Origin of the sequence: Nonomuraea sp. NBC_00507 (assembly GCF_036013525.1) — a bacterium.
In the GTDB taxonomy this organism is placed as follows: Bacteria; Actinomycetota; Actinomycetes; order Streptosporangiales; family Streptosporangiaceae; genus Nonomuraea.
This window is the reverse complement of sequence record NZ_CP107853.1, coordinates 11,665,168-11,689,496: the sequence shown is the minus strand read 5'-3', so window position 1 is coordinate 11,689,496 and position 24,329 is coordinate 11,665,168. Positions and strand designations below refer to the sequence as shown.

The following is a 24,329-nucleotide window of genomic DNA, read 5'->3' as shown; positions in this document are numbered from 1 at the left end:
GACTACGGCCCAGATAGGGCAGACTCGGGGATGTGGGTAGCACCGCTCCAATCACCGTCGAGCGTCCGTCATCGGACGTCCGGCCCGATCTGCCATGGGTAACCATCGTCTGGAACGACCCCGTCAACCTCATGTCCTACGTGACCTACGTCTTCCAAACGGTCTTCGGCTACACCAAGGAGAAGGCCGAGAAACTCATGCTGGACGTACACCACAAGGGTAAGGCGGTCGTGTCCAGCGGCACGCGCGAAGAGATGGAACGCGATGTGCAGATTCTCCACTCCTACGGCCTGTGGGCGACGCTCCAGCCGGATTCGGTCAAGTGATGCACGTGAAGAGGTGCGGGTGAGTTCGGGGTTCTCGCCGGGCAAAGGTGGCGGAGTCGTCGCGCGGTTCGAGGCCGCGGAGGTCTCGCTGCTGCGCTCGCTCGTGTCGATGACGCTCGGCCTCGTGACGCCGGGGGAGACGAGCGACGATCCGCTGGAGCGGGCGCTGGGCATCGGCTCGACCGAGGCTCCGTCGGACCCGGTGCTGGCGCGCCTGTTCCCGTCGGCGTATGAAGACGACAAAGAGGCGGCCGAGTTCCGCCGCTACACCGAGGCCACGCTGCGCGACGGCAAACGGGCCGACGCGCAGACCGTGCTCGACAGCGCCGCGTCCGGGCGCTTCGACCTGACACCCGAGCAGGCCCAGGCGTGGCTGCGGGCGCTCAACGACATCCGGCTCACCCTCGGCACCAAGCTGGAGGTGACCGAGGAGATCCACGATGAGATCGCCATGATGTCCGAGGACGACCCTAGATACCCGGCCTATGTCACCTATGACTGGTTGACCTACCTCCAGGACAGCCTGGTCCGAGCGCTCTGGTAATTTCCGGGCATGCTCTCGATCTCGCAGGAACTGGCGGACAAGATCGTCGCCCACGCCCGGGCCGACCACCCCGACGAGGCGTGCGGTGTGATCGCGGGCAAGAACGGCGTTCCCGAGCGGTTCGTCCCCATGGCGAACGCCGAGCGTTCGCCCACCTTCTACCGCTTCGACTCGATGGAGCAGTTGCGCGTGTGGCGCGAGATGGACGACCGCGACGAGGAACCCGTCGTGATCTACCACTCCCACACCGCCACCGAGGCCTACCCGTCACGCACCGACGTGTCCTACGCCTCCGAGCCCAACGCGCACTACGTCCTGGTCTCCACCAGGGATGACAACAAGGCGGAGTTCCGCTCCTACCGGATCCTCGACGGAGTGATTACCGAGGAAGAGGTAAGGTTTCTCCCATGATGGTCCGGCCGGTGCAGAGCTTCCTCTTCGCGCATACTCCGGCTGTCGTCGTCTATGACTGTCGCAACTGACGTCACTGAGCCTGGAATCCCCTTTCAGCCGTCGGCGTTGTCTGCCGATGGGACGACGACATGACATGAGGAGACTGACCGCGATGGCCATCGAGGTTCGCATCCCGACCATTCTGCGCAACTACACCGACGGTGCGAAGGCCGTGAACGCCGAGGGCGCCACTCTTGACGAGCTGATCACCAATCTGGAGTCCCGCCACCCGGGCATCAAGGACCGCCTGGTCGACCAGGGCGGTCTGCGCCGCTTCGTCAACGTCTACCTCAACGACGAGGACGTGCGCTTCCTGGGCGGCCTCGGCACGCCGGTGTCCGACGGTGACACGGTGACCGTTCTTCCTGCCGTCGCCGGCGGGTGACATGCGTTTCGAATCGCTGATCGACTCGGTGGGTCGCACGCCGCTCGTCGGCCTGCCGAGGTTGTCGCCGTCCGCCGATGTACGGATCTGGGCGAAGCTGGAGGACCGCAACCCGACCGGCTCGATCAAGGACCGGCCCGCGCTGTGGATGGTCGAGCAGGCCGAGAAGGACGGCCTGCTCACGCCCGGCTGCACGATCCTGGAGCCCACCAGCGGCAACACCGGCATCTCGCTCGCCATGTCGGCCAAGCTCAAGGGCTACAAGCTGATCTGCGTCATGCCGGAGAACACCTCCGAGGAGCGGCGCCAGCTGCTGCGCATGTGGGGTGCCGAGATCATCTCCTCCCCGGCGGCCGGCGGCTCGAACGAGGCCGTGCGCGTGGCCAAGGACCTGGCGGCGAAAAACCCCTCCTGGGTGATGCTCTACCAATACGGAAACCCGGCCAACTGGCGCTCGCACTACGAGACCACAGGCCCCGAGATCCTCGAGGACCTGCCGACCGTCACTCACTTCGTGGCCGGGCTCGGCACGACGGGGACGTTGATGGGAGTCGGCCGGTTCCTGCGCGAGCGGGTGCCGGACGTGCAGATCGTCGCCGCCGAGCCGCGTTACGGCGAGCTGGTCTACGGGCTGCGTAACGTGGACGAGGGGTTCATCCCCGAGCTCTACGACGAGTCCGTGCTGACCACCCGATTCTCGGTCGGCTCCGCGGACGCGCTGCGGCGCACCCGCGAGCTGCTGGCCTCTGAGGGCATCTTCGCCGGCGTCTCGACCGGGGCCGCGCTGCACGCGGCGCTCGGGGTGGCCGCGAAGGCGGTCAAGGCGGGAGAGCGTGCCGACGTCGTGTTCGTGGTGGCCGACGGCGGCTGGAAATACCTGTCCACGGGCGCCTACGAGGGCACCCTGGACGAGGCGGAAGAACGCCTCGAAGGCCAGCTCTGGGCCTGAGCGTCTGGAACACGAAAGGGCGGCCGGTCAGGGGACCGGCCGCCCTTTCGTTACGCCCTTAGTTGAACAGGACCCGCATCGAGAACGTCGCCTCGGTGTCGGTCTGGGTGCCGCTGATGCCGATGGCCCTCAGCACCTGCAGGTTGGCCTTCTCGTCGCCCTGCATGTTCTTGAGGTAGAGGCTCTCCAGCTTGTCGAGGTCGACGAAGACCGCCGACGTGGCCTCGCCCGCGTTCGGGATCGCGGTCTGGAACGTCTCCGAGTCGCCCAGCGTGCCCTCCTCGGCCAGCTTCTTGGCGTACTCCTCGGTCGTCGCCACCGTGAAGACGCCGTCCCCGGCGACCTTGGCGATCTGAGGAGCGGGCTGCCCGCTGGAGGTCATCGCCTGCTGGATCTTGTCGAGGATGGCCTGCGCCTTGGCCGGGTCGGTGGCGATGCGCACGCCGCCCTTGATCTGGTCGCTGTTCAGGCCCTCGCTGTCCACCGCGAGCGTGAAGTTCTTGCCGAAGACCGTGGCGAGGTCAGCCGGCAGCTCCAGGCCGAACTGGGTCTTGGCCTGCTCGATGAGCTGCTTGATCTCCGCGGCCCCGGTCGCCGAGGCCTGCTTCTCGATCTCGGACCACTGCTTGGTGACGACCTGGTCCAGGCCGGAGATCGACAGCGCGCCGGCCGTGGTGGCGGGCAGGGTGCCCAGGTTGGCCTTGGGCAGGTCGCCCTGGGGCAGCATGCCCGTCCCGCCGCGCACCGTACCGGCGAGCTCGACGTACGCGCTGTCGAAGCGCAGGGCGCCGGCGAACCTGGCGTCCTTGATCTTGTCGATCGCCGCCCGCTGGTCGGCGGGGAGCTCCTTCTTGGCCAAGTCGATCAGGCCGCCCATGTCGGCCCAGAAGGACAGCACGCCCTGCTCGCCGACCGCACCCATGTCCTCGCTGAACTCCGCGTTGTCAGCCAGGCTGCCCTCGGCCTGGGCGTACTTGTCGGCCAGCCCCTGGTTGGCGGTGAGGAGCGCGTAGTCGTCGCGGAAGGAGATGCCGTACTTGTCGCCGTCCATCAGCTTGGCGATGCCGGCCTTGGCCTGCTCCTGGTCCTTGACCTGGACGGCCACCGCGAAGTCGGGCTCCTGCTTGCCGGAGGGGACGGCGGCGAAGCCGATCCTGCTGCCCAGCCACGGGTCGACGTCCTTGGCAAAGTCGATCTTGCTGTCGGAGTCCTTGTTGATGGTGTCGAACAGCGCCTTACGCGGGTCCTCGCCGGTGAAGGAGTCCTTGGTGACCGTGAACTTCCTGGCGAGCTCGAACAGCGCCAGCTTCTGGTTCGCGGCCGGGTCCAGGTCGAGGCGGGCGTAGGCGATGGAGTTGGCGGGCAGGACGTCGTTCGGCTGCGTGCCGCCGCCGCCGATGGCGCCCACGGCCCACACCGCGCCGCCGCCGAGCAGGACCACCGCGAGGGTCGCGGCGCCCGCGATCAGCCAGCCCTTGCGGCTCTTCTTGGCCGGCCCGGGCGGGCCGAAGCCTTCAGGCCCCTGCTGCTGCCATCCCGCCTGCGCGTACTGGCCCTGCTGCCAGCTCTGCTCCTGCTGCCAGCCGCCCTGCGGCATCTGCTCCTGCTGCCAGCCACCCTGGGCCTGCTGCCCGTACGGCGGCTGTTGCTGCCCGTAAGCCTGCTGACCGTACGCCTGCTGTCCATAGGCCGGCTGCTGCTGGCCGTAGGGCTGCTGGCCAGGGTTGCCCTGCTGACCGTAGGCGCCCTGCTGGTCATAGCCCTGCTGCCCATAAGCCCCCTGTTCACCATAGGACTGCTGCTGGGGGTAAGGCTGCTGCGGAGGGTACGGCTGCCCCTGGTTCCAGTTGTACGCCGTAGTCCGGTCAGGATCCTGGCCGTAAGGGGGATTATTCGCAGACATCACTCAACTCACAATGTGGACTTTTAACCACAGAGAAGTTATCTGATGTTGCTTGTCAGCCGCTTGCAATGTGCTGAAGTCGAAATCAGACTCTGGGGAGCTCCTTTCTGAGCACATCGATATGCACCTCGCCGCTCGCGTAGTCGGCGACGCTCGACCACGGCACGAACGTGCATCCCGCGTAGATCACGCGTGCCAGGACCCGGGAGAGCCAGGGGACGCGCCCGTGGAGGTTGCGGGTGAGCCCGAGCAGGAGCGGCGCGCGCCGGCTGGACACGACAAGTCCGTTGACGGTGTGGCTCTGCTGGAGCTCGCCCTTGTGCTTGATCATGCGGATGTCGACGACGTGACCGACCCACACCCCGTGGCAGTCCCAGACGGACTGACCTATGAGTTCGGTGACAACTGCCATGATCAAACTCTCTCAGCCCGACCATGTTTTCGCAGGTAGGCGCGCTGACAGACGCATGTCGTAGAGTATGGGGCTACTAGAATATAGTTCCAGGCTGAGGCGGGAGCGGATGACCAAGTTCGACGAGGCCACGCAGGCGATCAGGGTCGACGACGGCACCTACGACGTGTGCATCGACCCCGGATACGCCATCGGCGGCCCGCTCAACGGCGGCTACCTCATGGCGGTGATCCTGCGCGCGGCGGTGGACGCCTCGCCGTTCGACCATCCGGTGAGCACGACCGCGCAGTTCCTCAAAGCGCCGGCGCCCGGCCCCGCCCAGGTCAAGGTGGAGCCGCTGAAGGCGGGCAGGACGGCCGCCTTCGCCCGGGCCACGCTCGTCCAGGATGGCGTGGCGCAGATCGAGAGCCTGATCACGACGGCCACGTTGAACGACGTTGAGCCGATTTATGCCGAAAAATCAGCGCATGACATGCCGGCCCTCGAGGACTGCCTCAAGCTCCCCGACCCCAAGCCGGAATCGGGCATGACCCTGAGCGCCCAGATGGAGCTGCTCTTCGACCCGCCCACGATCGGCTGGCTGACCGGCAACCCCACCGGCAGGCCCGAGTCGCGGGCGTACTTCAGGATGGCCGAGCCGCAGGACCCGGACCCGTACGTGCTGGCGCTGGCCGTGGACGCGTTGCCGCCCGTGGTGTTCTCGGCGGGCGCGCGCGGCTGGGCGCCGACCGTGGACCTCACCTGGCACCTGCGCGCGCTGCCCGCGCCCGGCTGGCTGACCCTGCTCGGCAGCGGCCGGCTGATCTTCGACGGCTGGTTCGACGAGGAGGTCGAGGTGCGCGACTCCGCCGGTCGCCTGGTGGCCCAGGCGCGTCAGCTCGCACGCGTCGGCAGGGGCTGATGTGAGCAACGCAACACCCCTTCAAGCCCCACGTGTCGCACCTGTGAGGATTCTTACGCAGTCTTCAGAGGGCAGGTCGCTTACCCTCTGAAGCGTGCCGGACACGAGTATTGGGATCTTCGACAGCGGGGTCGGCGGCTTGACGGTCGCCCGAGCGATCCTCGACCAGTTGCCCCACGAATCGATCACTTACGTGGCCGACACGGCCCGTCAGCCGTACGGGCCGAAACGCATCGCGGAGGTCCGCGCCTACGCCCTGGAGGTGATGGACCACCTCGTCGAGCACGACGTCAAGATGCTCGTGATCGCGTGCAACAGCGCCAGCGCCGCCGTGCTGCGTGACGCCCGCGAGCGCTACGACGTGCCGGTCGTCGAGGTGATCCAGCCCGCCACCAGGCGGGCGGTGCGCGCCACCCGCAACGGGAAAGTCGGCGTGATCGCCACCCGGGCCACCATCGAGTCCATGGCCTATCACGACGCCTTCACCGCGGCTCCCGACGTCCAGCTCACCGGCGTGGCCGCCCCACGCCTGGTGGACTACGTCGAACGAGGCGAGACGATGAGCGACGAGCTCATCGAGGTCGTGCGCGACTACCTGGAGCCCGTCAGGGCCGCCGGGTGCGACACTCTCATCCTCGGCTGCACCCACTATCCCCTGCTCACCGGCGCGATCTCCTACGTCGCCGGTGACGAGGTCACGCTGGTCTCCAGCGCGGACGAGACGGCCAAGGACGTCTACCGGATCCTGCACGACCGCGAACTGGCGGCCGGAAGCGAGGCCACCCCCCGGCACCGCTTCCGCGCCACCGGCGACTCTCTGCTCTTCGCCCGGCTCGGGCGACGCTTCCTGGGCCCGGAGATCGATGCGGTCGAAGTCGCACCAGTGGGGGGTACTACCTTTAACGGGAGGCCCACATGAAGGTGACCATCGTCGGATGCTCAGGCAGCTTTCCCGGGCCCGACAGCCCAGCGTCCTGCTACCTCCTCGAGAAGGAGGGCTTCAGGATGTTGCTCGACCTCGGCAGCGGGTCGCTGGGCGCGCTGCAACGCCACATCGGCCTGTACGAGGTGGACGCGATCTGCCTGACCCATCTGCACGCCGACCATTGCCTGGACATCTGCGGTTACCACGTGGCGCGGACGTACGGGCCGGCGGCGCCGTATCCGGCCGTGCCCGTCTACGCGCCCGCCGCCGCCCCCGCCCGGCTGTCGGCCGCGTACGGCATGCCGGACGAGCCCGGCCTGGAGACCGCGTTCGACTTCGTGCCGCTCGAACCCGGCTCGTTCGAGATCGGACCGTTCACCCTCACCGCGGGCCTGGTCAACCACCCGGTCGAGGCTTACGGTTTCCGCGTCGCGGCCGGCGGCAAGGCCGTGACCTACTCCGGCGACACCGGCGAGTGCGACGAACTGGTGAAGCTGGCCGCGGGCGCGGATCTGCTGCTGTGCGAGGCGTCGTTCGTCGAGCAGCCGGGCCTGCCCGCTGACCTGCACCTGACCGGCCGCCAGGCCGCCGAGCACGCCGCCAAGGCCGACGTCGGCCGGCTCGTGCTCACCCACCTCGTCCCCTGGAACGACCAGGCCACCGTGCTCGACGACGCCTCCAGAGGCGGCTACGACGGTCCGTTCGAGCTGGCCCGCAGCGGCGCGGTCTACGACCTCGCCTGAACCTCGTCGAAGTCACGCAGGCGGGGCAGCGGGGAGAACAGCAGCGGCACGAACGTCAGCACCCTGCCCGCCAGGAACACCCAGAGCGTTTGACGTACGCCGATCTGCTGGGCGACGAGGCCGCCGAGCAGCGCGCCCAGCGGCATGGCGCCCCACACCATGAACCTCACCGAGGCGTTGACCCGGCCCAGCAGGTGCTCGGGGGTCACCGTCTGCCGGTAGGTGATCTGTCCCACGTTCGACAGGGCAGCGCTCCACGACAACATGATCGAGGTGATCGCGAAGCACATCACCCGCCAGTCGGCCTGAGTCATCGGCAGCAGCAGGCTGAAAGGCGCGCCCACCGTGACGGCCAGCCAGGTCATGCGGGCCGTGCCGTACTTCCTGGACAACCAGCCCCCGCTCAAGCCGCCGATCAGGCCGCCGAGCCCGCCCGACATGAGCAGCACGCCGATGACGCCGGGCGCCAGCCCGACCTCCTCGGCCAGGAACAACACCGACAGGCCCAGCACCGCGCTGACGCAGAGGTTGCCGATCGTCGACGACGCCACGAACATGCGCAGCAAGCGATCGTTCCAAACGTAGGCAAGCCCCTCGCCGATCCCGCGCAGCATGGGCGGGTGCTCGGCGTGCGCGGGCCGCTTGTCCGGCGCCTTGATCGAGGACAGCACGAGCACCGACGCGAGCGAGGCCAGCGCGGTGGCGACCATCGTGCGCGATGCGCCGAGCAGTTGCACGAGCGCGCCCCCCAGGGCGGGCCCGGCCAGGACTGCTCCGGAGCGCACGGCCTCCAGCTTCGCGTTGCCGTCGGTGAGCTGCTGGTTGTTGACCAGCTTGGGCAAATATGTCTGGTCCGCCACGTCGTTGAAGACCTGGGCCGTGCCCGCGAGCAGCGCCACCGCGAACATCATCTCGATGGTCAGCACGCCCAGCTCGGCCGCCACCGGAATGCTTCCGAGCAGCACGAACCTGGACAGGTCGGAGATCACCATCACGCGGCGGCGGCGCATCCTGTCGACCCACACCCCCGTGGGCAGGCCGATCAGCAGATAGGCGGCCGTCTGCAGCGAGGCGAGCAGGCCGACCTCCGCGGGACCCGCGTGCAGCACGAACACCGCGACCAGCGGGAGAGCCACGCGGGAGACATTCGCGCCAACTTCGTTGGCGACATGCGAGCTGAGGAAGCGAAGGAAGTCAGGGTTTCGCAACACCCCCGTTGTCATTGCGTAAGGATCCATGTGTCGGACACATTTGGTCAAGAGCGTTGTGGCTCGGAGATAGGGTGATCTGCATGTCTAGACAGGATGGCCGCAACCCTGACCAGCTTCGCCCGATCACCATCACCCGGCATTGGCTCGCCCATGCCGAAGGCTCGGTGCTGGTCGAATTCGGCGGCACCAAGGTGTTGTGCGCGGCTTCGGTCCAGGACAGCGTGCCGCGCTGGCGGAGAGGCAGCGGCCAGGGCTGGGTTACGGCCGAATATGCCATGCTCCCGCGAGCGACCAATACTCGTAACGATCGCGAATCGGTCCGCGGCAAAATCGGCGGACGCACTCACGAGATTTCGCGGTTGATCGGGCGTTCGCTGCGCGCTTGCGTCGATTACAAGGCGTTGGGGGAAAACTCCATTCTGCTTGACTGCGACGTCCTGCAGGCCGACGGCGGCACCAGGACCGCCGCGATCACCGGCGCCTACGTGGCGCTGGCCGACGCGGTCGCCTGGATGCGCGAGCGGCGCATGTGCCCGGGGGACCCGCTGATCGGCTCGGTCTCGGCGGTCTCGGTCGGAGTGGTCGGCGCGGTGCCGATGCTCGACCTCTGCTACACCGAGGACGTCGCCGCCGAGACCGACATGAACGTCGTCATGACGGGGGAGGGCAGCTTCGTGGAGGTGCAGGGCACCGCCGAGGGTTCCCCGTTCGACCGGGGCGCGCTCGACCAGTTGCTGGACCTCGCCGTGGTCGGCTGCGAGGAGCTCACGCTGATCCAGCGGGAGGCGCTGGGGTCATGAGGATCGTGCTGGCCACCCGCAACGCGGGCAAGATCGCCGAGCTGCGGCGCATCCTGTCCGGGTTCGACATCGTGGGGCTCGAGGAGTTCCCCTCGATCGGTGAGGTCGCCGAGACCGGGGTGACGTTCGAGGAAAACGCCCTGCTCAAGGCGCACGCCGTCGCCCAGGGCTCCGGCTTGCCGGCGGTCGCCGACGACTCCGGGCTGTGCGTCGACGTGCTCAACGGCATGCCCGGCGTCTTCTCCGCCCGCTGGTCGGGGCGGCACGGTGACGATCAGGCCAATCTCGACCTGCTGCTCGCGCAGCTCTCCGACGTGCCGGCGGACCGGCTGACCGCCTTCTTCGCCTGCGCCGCCGCGCTGGCTCTGCCGTCCGGCGAGTCCCGCGTGGTCGAGGGCACGCTGCAGGGCCGTCTCGTCACCACGCCGCGCGGGTCCAACGGGTTCGGCTACGACCCGATCTTTCTACCCGACGGCCACGACCGCACCACGGCCGAGATGTCCGCCGAGGAGAAGGACGCCATCAGCCACCGGGGGCGGGCCTTCCGTGCGCTGGCGCCGATCGTGCGTGACCTCGTAACCGTCGTGTAAGAACCCGGCGGCGCCAGGCGGCGTAGCGTCGCATTGTGCAGAGGAATTCGATGGCGCCCGCCTGGGCGGGAGCCTTGGTGGGATGGGTGTCCGGGGGAGTGGCCCTGGGGACGGCCTTGCTCGTGGCGGGGTTCGTCAGACCGGAGGCGTTTCCCGTCCTCGCGGTGGCCGACGCCACGATCGATCTATCGCCGGCCCCGGTCGTGGAGTTCGCGAAAGAGACGTTCGGTTTCTACGACAAACCGGTGCTCGTCGGCGGGGTGCTGGTGGTGCTCGCGGGGGTCGCCGCCGCCATCGGAGTGCTGGCCCTGCGGCGGCTCGCCTACGGCTTCGCGGGGCTGGCCGTGTTCGGGGTGGTCGGGGTGCTCGCGGTCGTGACCCGGCCGGACAGCGCCGGGGGCCTGGACGCGCTGCCGACCGTGGTGGGAGTGGCGGCCGGTGCGTGGGCGCTCTCGTGGCTGGTACGACGGGCGGCAGGCGAACGCGGCCACCAGGCGGCCGACGTCACCGATCACGGCGCCACGGATGAGGAACCACGGACGGGGGCGGAGCCGGCGTTCGATCGGCGGCGGCTGCTGACCGGGGTTGCCGGTGGCGCGGTGGTCGCCGGCGCGTCCGCCCTGCTCGGGTGGCAGGTCGGCGATCGGCGGACGGTGAGCGCCGCCCGGGTGCGCTTGGCGCTCCCCACCCCGGCGACTCCGGCCAAGCCCATCCCCGCAGGCGCGGACTTCCGCATCAGCGGTTTGTCTCCCTTTATCACGAAAAATCAGGATTTCTATAGGATCGACACCGCCTTGATCGTCCCCCAAGTCGATCCGAACGACTGGACGCTCCGCATCCACGGCATGGTCGACCGCCCCATCGAGATCACCTACGCCGACCTTCTCAAGATGCCGCTCACCGAGGCCGACGTCACGCTCACCTGCGTCTCCAATGAGGTCGGCGGCGACCTCGTCGGCAACGCCCGCTGGCTCGGCGTCCGCATGGCCGAGGTGCTGCGGCAGGCCGGCCTGCAGGCGAACGCCGACATGCTGCTGTCGACCTCTGCCGACGGCTTCACCTGCGGCACCCCGGTCGACGTGGTCATGGACGGCCGCGACGCGCTGTTCGCGGTGGCGATGAACGGCGAGGCCCTCCCCGTGGCCCACGGCTTCCCCGTGCGGCAGGTGGTGCCCGGACTGTACGGGTACGTGTCGGCCACCAAGTGGGTGGTGGACCTCAAGGTGACCCGGTTCGACAGGGACCAGGCGTACTGGACTCCCCGCGGGTGGTCGGCCACGGGCCCCGTCAAGACCCAGTCGCGCATCGACGTGCCCACGTCGGGGGCCTCGCTGAAGGCGGGGCGTACCACGATCGCAGGTGTGGCGTGGGCCCAGCACACGGGGATCGACGCCGTGGAGGTGCGGGTCGACGGCGGCGAATGGCGTCAGGCGCGGCTGGCCGAGGTCCCCGGCCCCGACACCTGGCGGCAGTGGTCACTCGACTGGGACGCCACGCCTGGCCGGCACACGATCCAGGTACGGGCGACCGACGCCGCCGGACATACCCAGACCGAGCAGCAGGCCCCGCCCGCCCCCGACGGCGCGACCGGCTGGCACACACTCACAGTGCTGGTGGCCTAGCGCCGGCGGACCGCTGTCGGCGCACGTGCAGCCGTACGAGGGTGGGGGCGTCGTCGTCATGGAGCTCGCGTCGGATCTTGCCGACGATGTCCTGGTCCAGCTTGCTCGCCACCGCCCCGACATCGGCTGTGGCGGGGCACGACAGGGCGATGCGCATGCCGTCCTGGCCGACCCGCACCCATGCCCGGCCCACCCCCTCGACGGCCTTGAGCCCGACGTACAGCATGGCCGTGCCGGTGCCGTTGCGGGTGCCGCGGCGGCCCCAGCCCAGGCAGAGCAGCAGCCAGCGGAGGGCGGCCAGGGACAGCAGAAGCAGGGCCAGCGCCAGCGCCCACAGCAGCCAGGGCTCGGCGGCCAGGGCGCGGTACGCCTGAGGCGGGAGGATCTTGGTGTTCGGCGGGAGGTCGAGGAGGCGGTCCTGGCCGCGGAGCCAGGCGTAGGCGCCCAGGCCCAGCAGCGTGCCCCCGACGATGCCCAGCCCGATGCGGTTGCCGAGATACTGGCGCATTACCCGCCCTTCCTGCGCAGGCGGACGACGACCTGGCCGGCGCCGAGCGTGCCCACGCCGGCCAGCCGATCGCCGACCGCGGTGCCGACCTGCCTGAGCATCGAGCCTGAACTCTCCGCCCGGGTCACGACGGTGACCTCGATGGTGCCTCTGCGCAGCCGTACCCGCGCCTTGTCGACCTCGGCCACCTGCTGGGCGGCCGCGCGCAGGGTACGGCGCAGGCCGGAGCGGGTGATGCCGATGACGATCAGCGGATCGGAGGTCTGCACCGGCACCAGCTTGTAGCGACCGGGCACGATCGCGAGCAACACCATCAGCGCGCCCGCCCCCGCTGTCGCCAGTGCGGCCGTGGCCGCCTCTGGCCACGTGGTGTCGCCGGCGAGCTCGACGAGCTCGTTCACGGGTACCCAGCCGAGGGGGTGCCCGAGCAGCGCCGACACCACCTCCGCCGCGGTCGCTCCCAGCCCGGCCGCCAGCGCGAGCGAGACGACGGCGCCCGGGAGGGTACGCGCCGGCCTGAGCGCCCGGCTCGCCCTGCGCAGCCCCGTGGGTTGCGTGGTCGCCGGGGCGCTGGGCCGTTGCCGCTGAAGCGTGGTCATCACAACGACAGACGTACATGGGGCATGCACGGCCTGGACCGCCCCTCGCCGCCGATTTGCCCGAACATTACGGGGAAGCGGATGAACATGAATTAGGCTCATATTCATTTGCCCCATATGCCGTTACCCTGCTCATATGGACGAGCGCCAGCGTTACGACCGCGCCACAGCGGCTCTGGAGCCGCCCTTCGCGATCCTCGATCTGGCGGCCATGCGCGCCAACGCGGCGGATCTCGTACGGCGGGCGGGCGGCAAGCCGATCCGGGTGGCCAGCAAGTCGGTACGCAGCCGCGCCGTGCTCGAACGTGTCCTGGCCATGGATGGCTTCCGCGGCATCATGGCCTTCACGCTGCCCGAGGCGCTATGGCTGGCCGGTCACGGCTTCACCGACATCCTGGTGGCCTACCCGACGGCCGACCGGCACGCGCTGGCGGCGCTGGCCGGGGATGCGCAGGCGGCCAGGCACATCACGGTGACCATCGACTCCGCGGCTCACCTGGACTTCATCGAGACGGCCGTGGCGTCGGCGCGACCGCGCGCCGAGATCCGGGTGTGCATCGACCTTGATGCCGGATATGTCGCCTTCGGTGGGAAATTTCGGGCGGGCGCGCTGCGATCACCCATCCGCGAATCCGAGCAGGCCGCCGACCTGGCCGCCATCGTCGCCAAACGACCGGGCTTCCGGCTGACCGGGCTGCTGGCGTACGAGGCTCAGATCGCCGGCGTCGGCGACGCCCCGCCGGGGAAAGCCTTGTACGCCCGCGCCATCCGCCTCATGCAGGCACAGTCGGCCAGGGACCTCGTCATGAGGCGCGGCCGCATCGTGAACGCCGTCCGCCAGGTTACCGACCTCGAGTTCGTCAACGGCGGCGGCACCGGCTCGATTGAGCGGACCGTACGCGAGAAGGCGATCACCGAGGTCGCCGCCGGCTCCGGCCTGTTCCATCCCCGCTTGTTCGACTTCTACCGGCGCTTCACGGGCCACCCCGCCGCATTGTTCGCGCTGCCGGTGGTGCGCCGGCCTGGCCCGGACACGGTGACGGTGCTCGGTGGCGGCTACGTGGCCTCCGGGGCGGCGGGGCCGAGCCGGCTGCCGCAGCCGTACCTGCCCGCCGGCCTGCGGTATACACCCGACGAGGGCGCGGGCGAGGTGCAGACGCCGCTGCTCGGCCAGGCGGCGCAGGATCTGCGGATCGGGGACAGGGTGTGGTTCAGGCACGCCAAGGCGGGCGAGCTGTGCGAGCGCTTCGACACCCTGCACTTCGTGGACGGTGACACGCTCGTGGAGTCGGCGCCCACGTACAGGGGCGAAGGCCAGACGTTCCTCTGAAGCCCGGCCCTTCCTCCCAAGAGCGGCGCCGTCAGGTCAGGGGCGCCGTACCGTCTGGTCAGCGGAGCCGTCTGGTCAGCGGAGCCGGCGCCGGCGGCGCCAGAGCACGATGGCGGCCCCCACGACCAACGCCGCACCCACCCCGATCAGCACCGGAGCCAGGTTGGGCCGCTCCTCCTCCCACACCCCTTCGGCGGTGTCGGCGTATTCGACCGGCTTCTGCGTCACCCCCAGGGCATCGCCCACGGACGCCACGAAATGCCCGGCCCTGCTCTTGACGTCGGCGACCGTACGCTCGGCGACCCGCTTGGGGCTCACCCGGTCGGCAATGGCGTCGACCGTCTGAGCCAACTCCGCGCGCGTGCGCGCGATCCGCCGCTCCAGCTCGTCGGGATCGGTGTCAGCCATGGCTCTCCTTTCGACCGTATGAGGGGTCGCGCCCGCTCCGCGTGCCGTGCGAGCTCCGTCCGTTCTGGTCCTGATCAGTCTGTCAGGTCCCCACACCGCACGGCACGGCGACAGGGCCGGTAACCGGTAGGTTTGCGGGAGGAACTGAGGAGGGCCCCGTGACCGATACCCAGCAGACCGCAACCAAGCTCGCGCCCGGCGACGCCGCGCCCGAGTTCATGCTCCCCACTGCCGACGGCGGCACCGTCTCGCTCGACGCCTACCGCGGCAAGCGGGTGATCCTTTATTTCTACCCTGCCGCGATGACGCCCGGCTGCACCAAGCAGGCCTGCGATTTCCGCGACAACCTGGCCCAGTTGACGGACGAGGGTTTCGTGGTGCTCGGCGTGTCGAAGGACAAGCCGGCGAAACTCGCCAAGTTCGCCGAGCGCGATGCCCTGACCTTTCCCCTGCTGTCGGACCCCGACCTGGCCGTCCATCAGGCGTACGGGGCGTACGGCACGAAGAAGTTGTACGGCAAGGAGGTCGTGGGCGTCATTCGCTCGACGTTCGTCATCGATGGGGAGGGGAAGGTCGAGCAGGCCCTCTACAACGTGAAGGCCACGGGGCACGTGGCTTCGCTGAAGAAGAAGCTGGGCCTGGCCTGACCCTGGCCGCGGGACACCGTTGACGAGCGTCCTAAGGGAACCGTGTCGTCATCACAGAGGCGCCTGTGCCCCGCATGGAGCGCTAAACTATGTGAGGCCTGCTTTGGGCGGGACGGCGCGGGCGTGGCGAAATGGCATACGCGGCAGGTTTAGGTCCTGTTGGTGGAAACACTGTGGGGGTTCGAGTCCCCCCGCCCGCACCTCTACGCACTTCGGCGGCCTCTGTTTCGCCCGGCAAATGTCGCCGTTTGCGAGTGGCAGTTCGGGCAGAGCAGGCGTAGGTTTTCCTGGCGGTTGTCGAGCGGATTGCCGTTGATGTGGTCGACCTCCAGTGTCAGCGGTGCTCCCTGCCGCATGTCACCGAGTCCGCACTTCGCGCAGGCAGGGGGCACACCGATATCGCTTAGTGCACGTCGCAGGACGCGTCCTGGGGTGCGGCCTGCGCCGGGAAGCCGTACCACCAGAAGGGCGCGCGGATCGCGGCGCGGTGTGCTCAGGAAAGAACTGGTGAGCGTGCGTCCGAAGTGGGATGTGTCGATGCCGTAACGGGCGAGATAGCGCAGGACACGTCGCCGGTTCGTTTCGGTGACCGGCAGCTTGAGGAGACGCATCATCGTCACGACTGAGCGCGACGCCTCGGCGGCCGATCTGACATCCGCCTCGTTGAGCAGGACGCGCTTGAACCCGGAGGGTTCGGGCAGTCCGAACGCCTGAAGTTGACGGCGGATCTCTTCTCGCGACCTCCCGGACTCGGGTATGCCAAGACGCCGCAGAATGTCCCGCATGCTCCTTGCGCCGTCCGCCGCTTTTTCTAGAGTGCCGCGATCGAACTGTTGATGAGGTGTCGGCCAATGCCCATGAACGTGTGAGAAATGCGAGATATCGAGGCCGAGAGCCTTGATGCGGCGGCTGATATGTGAATGCGCCCCACCACTGCGCGGGATTCCCAAGTGCTCGAGAACCCCGTTGACACTTGTAGAAGCGGCCACCGCAGCGGACAGGATCTCGGGTGTGTATTTGCTGTATTATGCGCGCCGGAAATGACTGGTATCGATGCCTAGTTCGGCAATTTTCCGTTTGAGTGCGGCACGGCGGCCCCCAGAGTTGTTCAAGCCGAGCAGAGACAGGAGCTCCGTCATCGACCTGGCCTGACTCGCGACTCGAGCCAGCTCTTCCGCAGAGAGATCGGCGTTCCGCATGGATACAGCGTAGGAAGGTCGACCGACAATTTGCGGAATGACCTGCGCTTCGAGCTGTTCGTATTTCGTGAAATAGGCGATTTAGTCGGACTAGCCGGTGCTGGTCGGCTCGGTGTTGGGCCGGATTCTCTGGTCAAACGGCGCCTCGCAGACGGTCTCGTCCCCGGTGTCCTGGCAGAACTCACCGAGCCGATTCGGGATCACGAGGCGTCGCGGTCCCCAGTCGGGATATTGCATGTACACGCCATGACGGTCGTGCCGGTCGCCCAGATTGCTCACCACCGCCACCGCGGTGCCGCCGAACAGGGCGCCCACGATCAGGCCGATCAGACCGGCGCCGACAATCTGGGTCGGCTTCTGCCGGAGATAGTCACGGAAAGAGGCGTCGGGGCGCCGCGACGAATCCCAGCCGGTCGAGCCGGGCATGGTGTGCGCGGCCGCCGTGTCGTCCTGGCTCACCTGGGGGCCCGGGGGGATCTCTCCGTACTTCAGGTTGGGCTGCTGGTTGGGGTACACGTCCGTGTCGCGCTCGTTCGAGGGGGCCGCAGGCTCCTCCCGGGCAGGGTCGCGCGGTGCTTCCTCTTCACCGCGCGACCCAGCGTCGCGATCATGATTCGCCATCACGATCTCCCTTTACTCGCCCGCTGGAGGGGCGCTCCCGGTATAGAGAATGCCCAAACCGCCGTAAGACCCGCGTAAGACCTTCGCTGGTGTGCGACCTGGGTCGTACTCGTACTTCCGCCTGGAGGTGGAGCGATGGCGGGCCCGGCTTACATATCGTGAGGATGTGTTCGGCAGGGTACGGGCGTGGTCCAGACGCCATGAGAAGCTGGCAGGCGCCCTCCGGGTCGCGCCTCTCGCCGCGCTGTGCGCGATCCTCGGAGCGCCGTTCGTGACCAATGCGTCGCTGGACGGCCTCCAATATCCCGGCGTGGCGGGCTACGTGGGGTTGTCGGCACTGCTGCTGGTGCCGCTGCTGTGGCCGGGCTGGCCGCTCGCGGCGTTCGCGGCCATCTCGCTGGTCTGCTTCGGCCAGTGGTTAGCGGACATCGACCTGCTGCCGGCCAACCTCTCGGTGCTGGTCGCGCTGTGGGCGGTGGCCTACCGGTGCTCGTTCCGCTGGGCGCTGGCCGCCGGCCTGGTGGCGGAGCTGGGGATGTTCATGGCGCTGGTCAGCTGGGACGCGCCGACGTTCGGGATGTTCTTCAGCGGCTCGATCTTCGTGGTCACGATCTGGCTGACCGGCCTGTACGCCAACACCCGCCGCCGCTACCTGGAGGGCCTGGAGGAACGCGCTGAGCGGGCCGAACGCGAGCGGGACCAGCAGGCCAGGATGGCCGCCGCGGCCGAGCGCGCCAGGATCGCCAGGGAGCTGCACGACGTCGTGGCCCACAACGTCAGCGTCATGGTGGTGCAGGCCGACGGCGCGGGCTTCGCCCTGGACAGCGACCCCGAGCAGGCTCGCCAGGCCGTCAGGACCATCTCCAAGACCGGCCGGGCGGCGCTCGCGGAGATGCGCAGGCTGGTCGGCGTGCTGCGCGAGAACGAGCACGGAGACACCGACTACACCCCGCAGCCGGGACTGGCCCAGCTGGAGGAGCTGATACGCGGCTCGGCCGTGCCCGCCAGGCTGCGGGTCTCCGGCGCGCCCAGAGAGCTCCCCGAGGGCCAGCAGCTCGCGATCTACCGCATCGTCCAGGAAGCCCTCACGAACGCGCTCAAACACGGCGGCCCGGACGTCCAGGCGGTCGTGGAGATCGAGTACGGCGCCCCCGACCTGGTCGTCCGCGTGACCGACGACGGCAGGGGAGCCGCCGCCCCGCACAGCTCCGACGGCCACGGGCTGATCGGCATGCGCGAACGGGTCGGCATGTACGGCGGCGCGATGTCGGCGGGCCCGCGCTCTGGCGGCGGCTTCGAGGTGCTGGCCAGGTTGCCCATGGTGAAAGCGGCGTAGGAGGAGGCGGCCTGGTGATACGTGTGATGCTGGTCGACGATCAGGAGCTGTTGCGCGCCGGCTTCAGGATGGTGCTCGGAGCACAGCCGGACATCGAGGTGGTGGCCGAGGCCGGCGACGGGGCGGCGGCCCTGGAGCTGCTGAAGACCATCGAGGTGGACGTCGTGCTCATGGACGTGCGCATGCCCACCATGGACGGCGTCGAGGCGACCAGCCGGATCGACGGGCCGAAGGTGCTGATCCTGACCACGTTCGACCTGGACGAGTACGCGTTCGCGGCGGTCAAGGCAGGCGCGGCCGGCTTCCTGCTGAAGGACGTGCCGCCGGACGACCTGGTCAGCGCCATCAGGCACGTGCACGCGGGCGACGCCGTGGTGGCGCCGCCTACCTTGCGGCGCATGCTGGACCGGTTCGCCGGGCAGCTGCCGTCGGGGGAGCCGGCCAGGACGGTCGACCTCACGCCCCGTGAGAGGGAGGTCCTGCTCATGGTGGCGCGCGGCCTGTCCAACATGGAGATCGCGGGCCGCCTGGAGGTCGCGGAGGCGACGGTGAAGACGCATCTGGGGCGGGTGCTCGCCAAGCTGGGCCTGCGGGACCGGGCACAAGTGGTCGTGTATGCGTACGAGAGCGGCCTGATCACGCCGTCCCATCGACCGAAAGTCTGACCCGGGTCGTCTGGAGTCCTACAAGAAGTCCCTCCTCAGGACCCATGGATCAAGAAATTTCCACTCCTAGCGTGGTTCGCGTTGTTCTGGTCCGCGACAAGGAGTGAATGTGACGCTCACCCAGGCCCCGCCTGCCGTGGTGGCCACGAATCTGACCAAGGTGTACGGTCACGGCGACGCCGAGGTGTATGCCCTGCGGGGGGTCGACGTGACCTTCGCGACCGGGGCGTTCACCGCGATCATGGGCCCGTCGGGCTCCGGCAAGTCCACGCTCATGCACTGCCTGGCGGGCCTCGACACCGCCACCTCCGGCACCGTGCGCATCGGTGACGTGGAGCTGACCGGGCTGACCGACCGGCAGCTCACGCTGCTGCGCCGCGAGCGGATCGGCTTCGTCTTCCAGGCGTTCAACCTGCTGCCCACGCTGACCGCGGAGCAGAACATCCGCCTGCCGCTCGACATCTCCGCCCGCCAGGCCGACCAGGCGCTGTTCGACCGCGTGATCGACACGGTCGGGCTGCGCGACCGGCTGGCGCACCGGCCGACCGAGTTGTCCGGCGGCCAGCAGCAGCGCGTGGCCGTGGCCAGAGCGCTGATCAGCAAGCCTCAGGTGATCTTCGCCGACGAGCCGACGGGCAACCTGGACTCGCGTAGCGGCGCCGAGATCCTGTCCTTCCTGCGCACGTCCGTACGCGAGCTGAGCCAGACCATCGTCATGGTCACGCACGATCCGGTGGCGGCCGCGTACGCCGACCGCGTGGTCTTTCTCCACGACGGCGAGCTCGTCACCGAGCTCGCCGCGCCGACGCCGCAGTCCGTGCTGGACACGCTCGTGAAACTGGAGGGGTGAGGTGCTGAAGACGGCACTGGCCGGGCTGCGCGCGCACCGGCTCCGGTTGTTGCTCACCTCTCTGGCGATCATGCTGGGGGTGGGGTTCATCGCGGGCACGTTCGTGCTGAACGACACCATCCAGGCCGGCTTCTCCCAGCGGGTCACGGCCGACGCCGCCAAGGTCGATGTGGCCGTCCTGCCGAAGGACCCCGGCGGCGTGTTGTCCGAGAAGATCTTGGAGCGGGTACGCGCCGTCGAAGGCGTCACCGAGGCGCAGGGCCTGATCCGGGAGCCCGCGCCGCTGCTCGGCAAGGACGGCAAGGTCGTGGGCAGCGTGCCCACCTCCGCCGTCTCGATCGTGCGTGGGCCGCTGGATCGCACCGCGATCGTCTCAGGCTCGAGCCCTGGCACCGACGACCAGGCGGCCGTCCTCGACGAGAACACCGCCAAGGCCCAGAAACTCCAGATTGGCGACACGATCACCGTGCTCGACGGCTCGCAGAGTCAGCACCGGTTCAAGCTGGTCGGTCTGCTCGATCCCGGCGTGGACCAGGAGCTCGCCTACACCGGCGTGGTCGGCTTCACCCCGGCCACCGCGCAGCGGATGACCGGCGCGAAAGGGTACCGCGAGATCGATGTCGCGGGCCCGTCCGCCAGGCTGAAGCAGCTCGTGGCGGCGGCCGTCGGCGGCGCCGCCGTGGTCAAGACCGGCGATGAGCTGGCCGCCGACCTGGCCAGTGCGGCCGGGTTCGAGATGCGGACGCTGACCGTGGGGCTGCTGCTGTTCGGCGCGGTGGCGATGATGGTGGCGGCGCTGGTGATCTACAACACGTTCGGCATCCTCGTCGCGCAGCGGACCAGGGAGATGGCGCTGCTGCGGTGCATCGGGGCCACGCGGAGGCAGGTGTTCGGCTCGATCCTGCTGGAGTCGGTGGCGGTCGGACTGATCGCCTCCGCGTCCGGCCTGGTCATCGGGTACGGCCTGGCCGTTCTCACGCTCGCGGTCCTCGGCGCGCTCGACGCTCCGCTGCCCACCGACGCGGCCGTCACGCTGGCGCCGGCCACGATCGCCATCGGCCTGGCCGTCGGCCTGGTGGTCACGGTGTGCGCGGCGCTCCTGCCTGCCCGTTCGGCCACCCGCGTGCCGCCGGTCGCGGCGCTGCGCACGCAGGTGGAGGAGCAGACGTACCGCACCGGGGTGCTGCGCTGGCTCTTCGCGGCGCTGTTCCTGCTGGCCGGGATGGGGACGACCGGCTTCGGCGTATGGGGGATGCAGCCTGGCGAGCCGCCCACCCTGTTCGTCGTGATGGCCGGCGGCGCTCTGACCTTCCTCGCCGTGCTGATCCTCGGGCCGGTGCTGGTCAAGCCGCTGAGCGCGGCGGTGGGCTGGATCCCGGCCCGGTTGTTCGGCGTGCCGGGACGGCTGGCGCTGGACAATTCCGCGCGCAACCCCTCGCGGGCCGCCACCACGACCGTCGCGCTGACCATTGGCGTCACGCTCATGACGCTGCTGTCGGTGCTCAGCGCCTCCACCCGGGTAAGCGTGTGGAGCAAGCTCGACGAGCAGTTCCCCGTCGACTACATGCTGGCCACTCAGGGGCGGGAGGCCGGTGTGCCCCGGTCGGTGGCGGAGGAGCTGCGCGGCAAGCCGGAGCTGGCCTCCGTGCTGCAGGTCCGCAGGACTCCGATCAAGGTAGGGGACCGGCGCTACGACATCGGCACCTACCACGGGACCGTCACCCCCGAGGTCGTCGCCGGGTCCACGACCGGGATGTCCACCGGTGAGGTGGCGCTGCTCGACTACGCGGCCGAGGAGCTGGGCGTGACGGTCGGCGGCACCGTACACGCCAGGACCGACCTGGCGGGGACCGTGCCGTTGCGCGTGGTCGCCGTGTTGAAGGGCGAGAACTCGACGCTGCCCGCCCTCACCGTTGCCGAGCAGCCGTTCGACACGTACTTCGACCGGCTGCCCGACTCCAGTGTGATGATCAACATCCGCGACGGCGTGCCGGCTGAGCGGGCGCGCGCGGTGGTGGAGGCGGCCGTCGCCGCCCACCCGACCGTCCAGTTGGCGAGCTCGACCGAGATACGCGGCCAGTTCGAAGAGACGCTGGACATGCTGCTCATGATCGTTACTGGCTTGCTGGGGCTGGCGATCCTGATCTCGCTGCTGGGGATCGCGAACACCCTGTCGTTGTCGGTCCATGAACGCACCAGGGAGTCCGCGCTGCTGCGGGCGCTCGGGCTGACCCGGCCGCAGTTGCGCCGGATGTTGTTCATCGAGGCGCTGGTGCTGGGGCTGATCGGGGCGTTGGTCGGGGTCGTGCTGGGTGGCGTGTTCGGATGGGCCGCCGTGATGGCGATGCTGGACGGGGCCGTGTTGTCGGTGCCTGTGCCGCAGATCGCGCTGTTCGTGGTGTTGTCGGGGGTGGCGGGTGTGGTGGCCGCTGTGCTCCCGGCCCGCCGTGCGGCCCGCGCCTCGATCGTGGGCGCGCTCGCCACCGGCTGATCGGACGAAGAGCCCGTAATGCGAATAAATCCGAAAAACGCGGATAGAGGGAACACGCGGTGCGGGCTGCCCCGGTGTCTCGTTCCCGGCAGCCCGCACGCCAAGGGTCGGGCGTCTCATGGGGGCGGCGCCCGGCCCTTTCCTTATCTGGTTCCTTTATCTGGGGACGGGACCGGGCCACAACTCGGCGACCGTCTCCGGGTCGAGCAGCGGCCGGGCGACCACCTCTCCCGTGGCCCGGTCGATCACGATGCACCCGCCGCCGACCGTCTCCGGCAACGTGCCGGGATCGTCGGGATCGAGCTCCCGCACCCAAGCGACGTAGCCGTCGTGGAACCCGAAAATCCCCACGGGCAGCGCCTCGCCCAGCGGCCGGACCCCGTTGAAGTACTCCTCAGCCAGAGCCCGAGCCTGCTCCAGATTCATCGCGGCCGCCCCTGGCGGTCGAGTATCACGCAGAACACCCCGGTCACCGTCGTGTAAGGCGGCTCGACGGACATGTGCCCCCGCTGCGCGTCGATCCAGATCACCTCACCGTCCGCGTTGACCGCATTCCAGACGTGGGTGCCACCTCCCGGCCAACGCACCACGATGACGGCACAGGCCCCGTGCCCGGCCCCGGCCAGCCGCCGCGCGATCATCGGGTACGCGTGCCGCCCCTGCCCCGCGTACTCCAGCCGCTGCCCCACCCACCGCTCGATCCTGGCCCGGCTGTCGTGCTCACCGGTCAGCAGCGGGCGTCCGATCCTGTCGTACTCGGGCAGCCTGGGGGCTGCCGTGGTGGGCTCCCCGTGCCAGGTGGACAGAACGGCCAGCGCGCAGTCGGCCGCGTTGGAGGCCCGGAACGGGTCATCGGCCGGTCCGCCGCCGTTGATGAGCCGGATCCAGGTGCCGCGGGGGTCGGGGAAGCGGGTGCCCAGCGGCAGCGCCTCGATCAGGTCCCGCTCGACCTGTGGATCCGGGTGTGCGAGCCCACCCCGCACACCGTACGGGCGGCTCTCGGCGAGCCTGGGCGGCCGGTGCGGCCGCTCGAACCAGTCGCCGTCCACGATCCGCTCGGCAGGCGCGTCCAGAATGTCGGACCGCCGACCGGAGGTCGCGACGACGCCGTCGCCGCTGCTCAACGGCATCGCACGGGATTCACCAGGGAGCGCCGCACACGGCCCGGCGGGAGGTGCAGGGAGGGACCCGGCAGGGTGAGGCAAGACCTGGGATTCGGCCAGAGACGTGGCTCGCGAGTTGCCCGGATGGGTGCCTCCAGAGTTGGCCGGAGGCGCAGCGGGCGAGTCGGCCGGAGGTGGTGTGGCTCGGGCGTCGGCCGCAGGCGCCATGCCGGACTCAGCGTCGGGCAACACACGGCATTCACCCAGGGCCGCCGGACCCAGGTCGACAACGGGTGGCGCATCCCCAGGCCGATCCGTGCGAGGCACGTCCACAGGCTCCGGCACGTCCACAAGCTCCGGCACGTCGCAAGGCTCTAAGGTGGTCGCGCCCTGGAAAGCCCCGCCCTCGGGCATGGACGCGGCGTCCATCTCAGCGGCCCGCTCGTAGTCGAGCCACCGCACTCCCTCCCCGACCTCTGGGTTGTACTGCCCCTCTGGAAGGACCCGCCGGACACTCGGCTTGCGCTCGCGGAACACGGCTTGCCTCCTGTCATCATCGATGACCGATCGTAGAGGAGCCGTCACTCACAGGAGGCGAAGTCGGGAAGATTCGCCGCTTGAACCACCCGCCGTACCTGTACAAACAGGTCCAATCGCGACGTCAGTACACGATTGCGCTGACGGTTGGCTCCCGCTGTCTAGTCGACCTCGTCGTCGTAGATCGTGAACTTCACCGTCAGGGCCGAGGTGTGGATCTCGTATGCCGCAGGGATGTGGGCGTCTGGCAGCGCAATGCAGTCCCAGCGAT

General features: G+C 69.0%; 27 protein-coding genes and 1 tRNA gene. 18 read left to right on the top strand and 10 right to left on the bottom strand.

Annotated elements, in window-relative coordinates:
* The first annotated feature begins 32 nt into the window (after window positions 1–32).
* The 5 genes from clpS (at window position 33) to OHA25_RS55600 (ending at window position 2,657) form a co-directional block, all read left to right on the top strand.
* On the top strand, window positions 33–326 hold the full coding sequence (clpS, locus tag OHA25_RS55620; RefSeq protein ID WP_305918323.1) for an ATP-dependent Clp protease adapter ClpS: 294 nt from the start codon (window positions 33–35) through the stop codon (window positions 324–326).
* A 19-nt stretch (window positions 327–345) separates the two neighbouring features.
* Window positions 346–870 carry a DUF2017 domain-containing protein gene (locus tag OHA25_RS55615; protein ID WP_305918322.1) on the top strand — a complete coding sequence of 175 codons (525 nt, stop codon included), beginning with the start codon at window positions 346–348 and terminating at the stop codon, window positions 868–870.
* 9 nt (window positions 871–879) lie between these two features.
* Window positions 880–1,281 carry a M67 family metallopeptidase gene (locus tag OHA25_RS55610; protein ID WP_305918321.1) on the top strand — a complete coding sequence of 134 codons (402 nt, stop codon included), beginning with the start codon at window positions 880–882 and terminating at the stop codon, window positions 1,279–1,281.
* 154 nt (window positions 1,282–1,435) lie between these two features.
* Window positions 1,436–1,708 (top strand): MoaD/ThiS family protein, encoded by a 273-nt coding sequence (locus tag OHA25_RS55605; protein ID WP_327584875.1) that lies wholly within the window; start codon window positions 1,436–1,438, stop codon window positions 1,706–1,708.
* A gap of 1 nt (window position 1,709) precedes the next feature.
* Complete coding sequence (locus tag OHA25_RS55600; RefSeq protein WP_327584874.1) at window positions 1,710–2,657, top strand: PLP-dependent cysteine synthase family protein; 948 nt, start codon at window positions 1,710–1,712, stop codon at window positions 2,655–2,657.
* Window positions 2,658–2,715: 58 nt separating this feature from the next.
* Here the strand turns inward: OHA25_RS55600 and OHA25_RS55595 are convergent, their stop codons facing one another.
* Entirely contained in the window at window positions 2,716–4,560 is a 1,845-nt protein-coding gene (locus OHA25_RS55595; protein ID WP_327591195.1) for a DUF3352 domain-containing protein, read from the bottom strand.
* A gap of 85 nt (window positions 4,561–4,645) precedes the next feature.
* The gene (locus OHA25_RS55590) at window positions 4,646–4,972 is read right to left on the bottom strand and encodes a hypothetical protein (RefSeq protein WP_327584873.1); all 327 of its coding nucleotides are present in this window, start codon (window positions 4,970–4,972) and stop codon (window positions 4,646–4,648) included.
* A gap of 109 nt (window positions 4,973–5,081) precedes the next feature.
* Between OHA25_RS55590 and OHA25_RS55585 the strand changes: the two genes are divergently transcribed.
* The 3 genes from OHA25_RS55585 (at window position 5,082) to OHA25_RS55575 (ending at window position 7,541) form a co-directional block, all read left to right on the top strand.
* Entirely contained in the window at window positions 5,082–5,873 is a 792-nt protein-coding gene (locus OHA25_RS55585) for a thioesterase family protein (RefSeq protein ID WP_327584872.1), read from the top strand.
* Window positions 5,874–5,967: 94 nt separating this feature from the next.
* Window positions 5,968–6,792 (top strand): glutamate racemase, encoded by an 825-nt coding sequence (gene murI / locus OHA25_RS55580; RefSeq protein WP_327584871.1) that lies wholly within the window; start codon window positions 5,968–5,970, stop codon window positions 6,790–6,792.
* Complete coding sequence (locus tag OHA25_RS55575) at window positions 6,789–7,541, top strand: MBL fold metallo-hydrolase (RefSeq protein ID WP_327584870.1); 753 nt, start codon at window positions 6,789–6,791, stop codon at window positions 7,539–7,541. Before murI ends, OHA25_RS55575 begins: the two co-directional genes overlap by 4 nt.
* Here OHA25_RS55575 and OHA25_RS55570 read toward each other — a convergent pair.
* Window positions 7,526–8,764 carry an MFS transporter gene (locus tag OHA25_RS55570; protein ID WP_327591194.1) on the bottom strand — a complete coding sequence of 413 codons (1,239 nt, stop codon included), beginning with the start codon at window positions 8,762–8,764 and terminating at the stop codon, window positions 7,526–7,528. The genes OHA25_RS55575 and OHA25_RS55570 overlap by 16 nt on opposite strands.
* 68 nt (window positions 8,765–8,832) lie before the next feature.
* On the opposite strand from OHA25_RS55570, the gene rph reads away from it, so the two are divergent.
* From rph to OHA25_RS55555, 3 genes are read left to right on the top strand one after another with little or no spacing between them, the layout of a single operon-like run.
* Window positions 8,833–9,552, top strand: a complete 720-nt coding sequence (rph, locus tag OHA25_RS55565; RefSeq protein WP_327591193.1) for a ribonuclease PH — start codon at window positions 8,833–8,835, stop codon at window positions 9,550–9,552.
* A complete protein-coding gene (locus tag OHA25_RS55560; protein ID WP_327584869.1) occupies window positions 9,549–10,142 on the top strand; it encodes an XTP/dITP diphosphatase in 594 nt (197 codons plus the stop codon). The genes rph and OHA25_RS55560 overlap by 4 nt, the downstream gene beginning before the upstream one ends.
* A 35-nt stretch (window positions 10,143–10,177) precedes the next feature.
* Window positions 10,178–11,764, top strand: a complete 1,587-nt coding sequence (locus OHA25_RS55555) for a molybdopterin-dependent oxidoreductase (protein WP_327584868.1) — start codon at window positions 10,178–10,180, stop codon at window positions 11,762–11,764.
* On the opposite strand, the gene OHA25_RS55550 is transcribed toward OHA25_RS55555, so the two are convergent.
* Window positions 11,745–12,272, bottom strand: coding sequence for a hypothetical protein (locus OHA25_RS55550; protein ID WP_327584867.1), 528 nt, complete (start codon window positions 12,270–12,272; stop codon window positions 11,745–11,747). The two genes, OHA25_RS55555 and OHA25_RS55550, sit on opposite strands and share 20 nt — an antisense overlap.
* Window positions 12,272–12,871 (bottom strand): DUF6286 domain-containing protein, encoded by a 600-nt coding sequence (locus OHA25_RS55545; RefSeq protein WP_327584866.1) that lies wholly within the window; start codon window positions 12,869–12,871, stop codon window positions 12,272–12,274. The genes OHA25_RS55550 and OHA25_RS55545 overlap by 1 nt, the downstream gene beginning before the upstream one ends.
* A gap of 136 nt (window positions 12,872–13,007) precedes the next feature.
* On the opposite strand from OHA25_RS55545, the gene OHA25_RS55540 reads away from it, so the two are divergent.
* Window positions 13,008–14,201, top strand: a complete 1,194-nt coding sequence (locus OHA25_RS55540; protein ID WP_327584865.1) for an amino acid deaminase/aldolase — start codon at window positions 13,008–13,010, stop codon at window positions 14,199–14,201.
* A 75-nt stretch (window positions 14,202–14,276) separates the two neighbouring features.
* On the opposite strand, the gene OHA25_RS55535 is transcribed toward OHA25_RS55540, so the two are convergent.
* Window positions 14,277–14,609 carry a DUF3618 domain-containing protein gene (locus tag OHA25_RS55535; RefSeq protein WP_327584864.1) on the bottom strand — a complete coding sequence of 111 codons (333 nt, stop codon included), beginning with the start codon at window positions 14,607–14,609 and terminating at the stop codon, window positions 14,277–14,279.
* A 158-nt stretch (window positions 14,610–14,767) separates the two neighbouring features.
* Here OHA25_RS55535 and bcp point away from each other — a divergent pair, with 158 nt between their 5' ends.
* On the top strand, window positions 14,768–15,256 hold the full coding sequence (gene bcp / locus OHA25_RS55530; RefSeq protein ID WP_327584863.1) for a thioredoxin-dependent thiol peroxidase: 489 nt from the start codon (window positions 14,768–14,770) through the stop codon (window positions 15,254–15,256).
* A 117-nt stretch (window positions 15,257–15,373) separates the two neighbouring features.
* Window positions 15,374–15,456, top strand: a tRNA-Leu gene (locus tag OHA25_RS55525).
* A 3-nt stretch (window positions 15,457–15,459) separates the two neighbouring features.
* Here OHA25_RS55525 and OHA25_RS55520 read toward each other — a convergent pair.
* Entirely contained in the window at window positions 15,460–16,041 is a 582-nt protein-coding gene (locus OHA25_RS55520) for an HNH endonuclease signature motif containing protein (protein ID WP_327584862.1), read from the bottom strand.
* A 504-nt stretch (window positions 16,042–16,545) separates the two neighbouring features.
* A complete protein-coding gene (locus OHA25_RS55515; protein WP_327584861.1) occupies window positions 16,546–17,076 on the bottom strand; it encodes a hypothetical protein in 531 nt (176 codons plus the stop codon).
* A gap of 91 nt (window positions 17,077–17,167) precedes the next feature.
* On the opposite strand from OHA25_RS55515, the gene OHA25_RS55510 reads away from it, so the two are divergent.
* The 4 genes from OHA25_RS55510 to OHA25_RS55495 all read left to right on the top strand — a co-directional run bounded on the left by OHA25_RS55510 (window position 17,168) and on the right by OHA25_RS55495 (window position 22,418).
* Window positions 17,168–18,412: a sensor histidine kinase gene (locus tag OHA25_RS55510; RefSeq protein WP_327584860.1), complete on the top strand. Its 1,245-nt coding sequence runs from the start codon at window positions 17,168–17,170 to the stop codon at window positions 18,410–18,412.
* A gap of 14 nt (window positions 18,413–18,426) precedes the next feature.
* Window positions 18,427–19,077 carry a response regulator transcription factor gene (locus OHA25_RS55505; protein WP_327584859.1) on the top strand — a complete coding sequence of 217 codons (651 nt, stop codon included), beginning with the start codon at window positions 18,427–18,429 and terminating at the stop codon, window positions 19,075–19,077.
* 109 nt (window positions 19,078–19,186) lie between these two features.
* A complete protein-coding gene (locus OHA25_RS55500) occupies window positions 19,187–19,927 on the top strand; it encodes an ABC transporter ATP-binding protein (protein WP_327584858.1) in 741 nt (246 codons plus the stop codon).
* Window position 19,928: 1 nt separating this feature from the next.
* Window positions 19,929–22,418, top strand: coding sequence for an ABC transporter permease (locus OHA25_RS55495; protein WP_327584857.1), 2,490 nt, complete (start codon window positions 19,929–19,931; stop codon window positions 22,416–22,418).
* A gap of 156 nt (window positions 22,419–22,574) precedes the next feature.
* Here OHA25_RS55495 and OHA25_RS55490 read toward each other — a convergent pair whose 3' ends face one another.
* Together OHA25_RS55490 and OHA25_RS55485 are read right to left on the bottom strand one after the other, a co-directional pair.
* Window positions 22,575–22,844: a hypothetical protein gene (locus OHA25_RS55490; RefSeq protein WP_305918302.1), complete on the bottom strand. Its 270-nt coding sequence runs from the start codon at window positions 22,842–22,844 to the stop codon at window positions 22,575–22,577.
* Window positions 22,841–23,548: a toxin glutamine deamidase domain-containing protein gene (locus tag OHA25_RS55485; RefSeq protein WP_327584856.1), complete on the bottom strand. Its 708-nt coding sequence runs from the start codon at window positions 23,546–23,548 to the stop codon at window positions 22,841–22,843. Before OHA25_RS55485 ends, OHA25_RS55490 begins: the two co-directional genes overlap by 4 nt.
* Window positions 23,549–24,329 lie beyond the last annotated feature (781 nt).